The organism is Pseudomonas sp. P5_A2_2, assembly GCF_054177685.1.
In genome coordinates, this window is record NZ_JBGCUL010000551.1 from 1 (window position 1) to 3,052 (window position 3,052).

4 protein-coding genes and 2 pseudogenes are annotated in these 3,052 nt (G+C 61.8%); 3 read left to right on the forward strand and 3 right to left on the reverse strand.

Features of this window, described 5'->3' with window-relative positions; all coding sequences use genetic code 11:
• Window positions 1-2 precede the first annotated feature (2 nt).
• Window positions 3-131, reverse strand: a pseudogene (ligD, locus tag ACXRVY_RS22085) (non-homologous end-joining DNA ligase LigD); the annotation flags it as partial.
• 284 nt (window positions 132-415) lie between these two features.
• Here ligD and pcsA point away from each other — a divergent pair.
• Both pcsA and ACXRVY_RS22095 read left to right on the forward strand, forming a co-directional pair.
• The gene (gene pcsA, locus ACXRVY_RS22090) at window positions 416-1,138 is read left to right on the forward strand and encodes a phosphatidylcholine synthase (protein WP_458238238.1); all 723 of its coding nucleotides are present in this window, start codon (window positions 416-418) and stop codon (window positions 1,136-1,138) included.
• Window positions 1,139-1,140: 2 nt separating this feature from the next.
• The gene (locus tag ACXRVY_RS22095; protein WP_223463027.1) at window positions 1,141-1,527 is read left to right on the forward strand and encodes a DUF488 domain-containing protein; all 387 of its coding nucleotides are present in this window, start codon (window positions 1,141-1,143) and stop codon (window positions 1,525-1,527) included.
• A gap of 70 nt (window positions 1,528-1,597) precedes the next feature.
• On the opposite strand, the pseudogene ACXRVY_RS22100 reads toward ACXRVY_RS22095, so the two are convergent.
• Window positions 1,598-1,731 (reverse strand): annotated as a pseudogene (locus ACXRVY_RS22100) (SAM-dependent methyltransferase); the annotation flags it as partial.
• Window positions 1,732-1,811: 80 nt separating this feature from the next.
• Entirely contained in the window at window positions 1,812-2,081 is a 270-nt protein-coding gene (locus ACXRVY_RS22105; RefSeq protein ID WP_223463028.1) for a DUF4242 domain-containing protein, read from the reverse strand.
• 178 nt (window positions 2,082-2,259) lie between these two features.
• Between ACXRVY_RS22105 and ACXRVY_RS22110 the strand changes: the two genes are divergently transcribed.
• A partial coding sequence (locus ACXRVY_RS22110) for an AraC family transcriptional regulator (RefSeq protein WP_458238239.1) occupies window positions 2,260-3,052 on the forward strand: 793 nt, incomplete at its 3' end.

Consider the following 3,052-nt stretch of genomic DNA (forward strand, 5'->3'; position numbering starts at 1 on the left):
CTTCACTTTCTCTTCCCGACTCGCCGACGCCTTGCGACGGTGATTGCCAGTTGCTCGGCATTCTTCTGGAAAAACAGCTCGTCAGCGATACCATCCGGCGCGCGGACCAGGGCCACCGGACGACCCAGGAGGCTGCGGGGTGACGCCCGATTTCAGTGCTGATCAGACGCTAGTCCTCTTTAGCAGGGGGGTTATCCAGTCAGGCAACGATAGACCTCGCAGGTGAATGTGCCAGCACCGTTGGGCTGACGCGCCTTCGCGAGCGCGGATTTGTCCGGTGTGTTTAGCTAAGATTCATGGGTGGTGAACCTTATTCCCGGATACCCGGTCGATACCTGCAACCCGACCCGGTTTGCCACCGCCCCCGTACGCGAGGTGACAACTGGCTTGCTTCATTCACTGGAGAACGCCCCCCGTGATTTCAACCCTGTACATCGCCAGACTCAAAGCATGGGGTGCCCATGGTTTTACGGCCACTGGCGTGGTCACCGCTTTCCTGGCCACCCTGTCCCTGCTGGACAACCAACCGACCCATTGCCTGCTGTGGCTGGGTGTCGCCCTGATCGTCGACGGGCTGGACGGTGCGCTGGCACGCAAGGTCAACGTGCAGTCAGTGCTGCCGAGCTTCGATGGCTCGATCCTCGACCTGGTGATCGATTACCTGACCTATGTGTTTATCCCGGCGCTGTTCATCTATCGCTACATCCCGTTGCCGGACTACACCTTGTTGTTGACCGTGTCGCTGATTCTGGTGTCGTCGCTGTTCTGTTTCTGCAACGTCAACATGAAGAGCAAGGACAACTACTTCCAGGGCTTCCCCGCCGCCTGGAACGTGGTTGCCCTGTGCCTGTACATCATCGCCCCGTCACCGTGGATCACCTTCGTTACAGTCATTGGCCTGGCCCTGCTGACCGTGAGCCGGATGAAATTCCTGCACCCGTTTCGCGTGCGCCGCTTCATGCCTATCAACATTGCGGTGACGGCCATCTGGTTGCTGTGCAGTTTGTCGCTGGTGCYCAACCATCCACTGATCAACCCGTTGGTGATGGGGCTGTGGCTGCTGATGTCGGCGTACTTCCTGGGCATCTGCCTGTGGCGCACGGCGCTGGAGTGGTTCGATGAATCGAGGCACAAGTAGCCATGGCGGTCCATATCGTTCAACTCGGATCACCGCGCCGCCCCGACGAAGGTTTGCGCCTGGGCACGGTACGCCGCCCTCCCCGTGGCGTACCGAAAGCGGATTTCGCCCGTCGGGATTTTTATGATGTCTGGCAGCCGTTGCTGTCACCCAGCGCGGAGCTGGTGGCCGAGGCCAAGGCTGCGCAAGACGCCAAGGCCTGGGAGGTGTTCAGACGCAAGTTCAAGACCGAGATGAGCCAGCCCGCTGCCAGTCAGATGCTTGATCTGCTGGCCGCGCTGTCCCACCGGACGTCCCTGGCCGTGGGCTGTTATTGCGAGGATGAAGCCCATTGTCATCGGTCGGTGTTGCGCGAGTTGCTGGAGGCGCGTGGTGCCGTAGTGATTTAGATACCATTGACCACCACAGCCCCCCCTGTGGGAGCGAGCTTGCTCCCACAGGGTTTTGCATTGCTTTCGCTCACCGCCGCGTGATCACCACTTCCAGGTATTCACTCGCACCACCAGCGACTTGTCGCCTGCCCGGTTCATCCGGTTGATCAACTCGGTCAGGTCCGTTTCCAGAGCCACGGCGCCGTCCGGTGGCAGCGCCGACGATTTGCAGGCAGTCAGATCAATAGGTGTACTCATGGAAACGGTCTCTGGGGTGAAACACGAATCGGGTCCGGCCGCGGTTACTCCGCCGTTGTCGGGTCGATAATGTTCATGACCTGGGAAATGCGATTGGCGGGAAACCCGCTCACCCGGGCGTGCTCCCTGATCTGCTCCTCGCTCGGCGAGATGTACACGCAATAGAGCTTGTCACCGGTGACATAACTCTGCAGCCACTGCACCTCTGGCAACTCACGCAACGCCCGGCAGGACTTTTGCGAAGCGGCTTTCAAATCCCTTTCCGATAATGCTCCAGCGCCCTGGATCTCGCGTTCAATGACGAACTTCGGCATGGCAACCTCTCTTTTCTTGTTCTGGATGGCAGGGCGGCACTCACCCTGTGGGCAAACTATCGCCCTCACCGGCGTTGGCGTCCTGTCCGATCGTCGCCCAACCCTACCCGATCGTCCGGAGATTCCACGTTGCGCGCAGGCGCGTTCACAATCAGGAACCTCCCACGGGGAAACCCCAATGGACGCTCTGTCACAGACCCTGCGCGTCGTGCACCTGGTCGGCGCGATCTTTATCAACGCCCGGTTCACCGCGCCCTGGTGCTACCAGTCGCCCAGCGCCGACACCGCCGCGCCGTTTCTGGAGCCCGATGCGGAACGGGTGGTGATCTTTCACCTGATCACCGAGGGCGAGTGCTACGTGGAGTTGGGCGATGACCCGCCGCTGCTGCTGAGTGCGGGCGACGTGGTGATCTTCCCCCAGGGCGATGCCCATCGCATGTGCTCACATCCCGGATTGCCCCCGGCCACGGGTGCGCGACTGGATGCGGTGCTGGCGCGCCGCCCTCGCCAATTGAGCTATGGCGGGGGTGGCGCGGTCACCCGGTTGGTGTGCGGTTACCTGGCCTGCGACACACGCCTGGCGGGCATGTTGCTCAAAGGCTTGCCGGCCGTGGTGCAAGTCAATGTGCGCGGTTCGAATGCCGGTATCTGGCTGGAATCCTCGGTGCGCTATGCCCTCGCCGAAGCCCGCTCGCCTCGCCCCGGCGGCGAAGGGGTATTGGCCAAACTGGCCGAAGTGCTGTTCATCGAAGTGCTGCGCCTGTACATGAACGAACAGGGTGAAGGTCGCACCGGCTGGCTGGCCGGCGTGCGCGACCGCATCGTCGGCGCCGCCCTCAACGCCTTGCACAAAAAACCCTGCCACGCCTGGACCCTGGACGAACTGGCGCGCACCGCCAGCACCTCAAGATCGGTGTTGGCCGAGCGCTTCCAGCAACTGGTGGGGGTATCGCCGATGCAATACCTGACGC

What these genes read in the sequence shown, in the direction of transcription:
- ACXRVY_RS22095 (WP_223463027.1), top strand. Translation starts at nt 1,141, where the DNA reads ATGGCGGTCCATATCGTTCAACTCGGATCACCGCGCCGCCCCGACGAA.
- ACXRVY_RS22105 (WP_223463028.1), bottom strand. Translation starts at nt 2,081, where the DNA reads ATGCCGAAGTTCGTCATTGAACGCGAGATCCAGGGCGCTGGAGCATTA.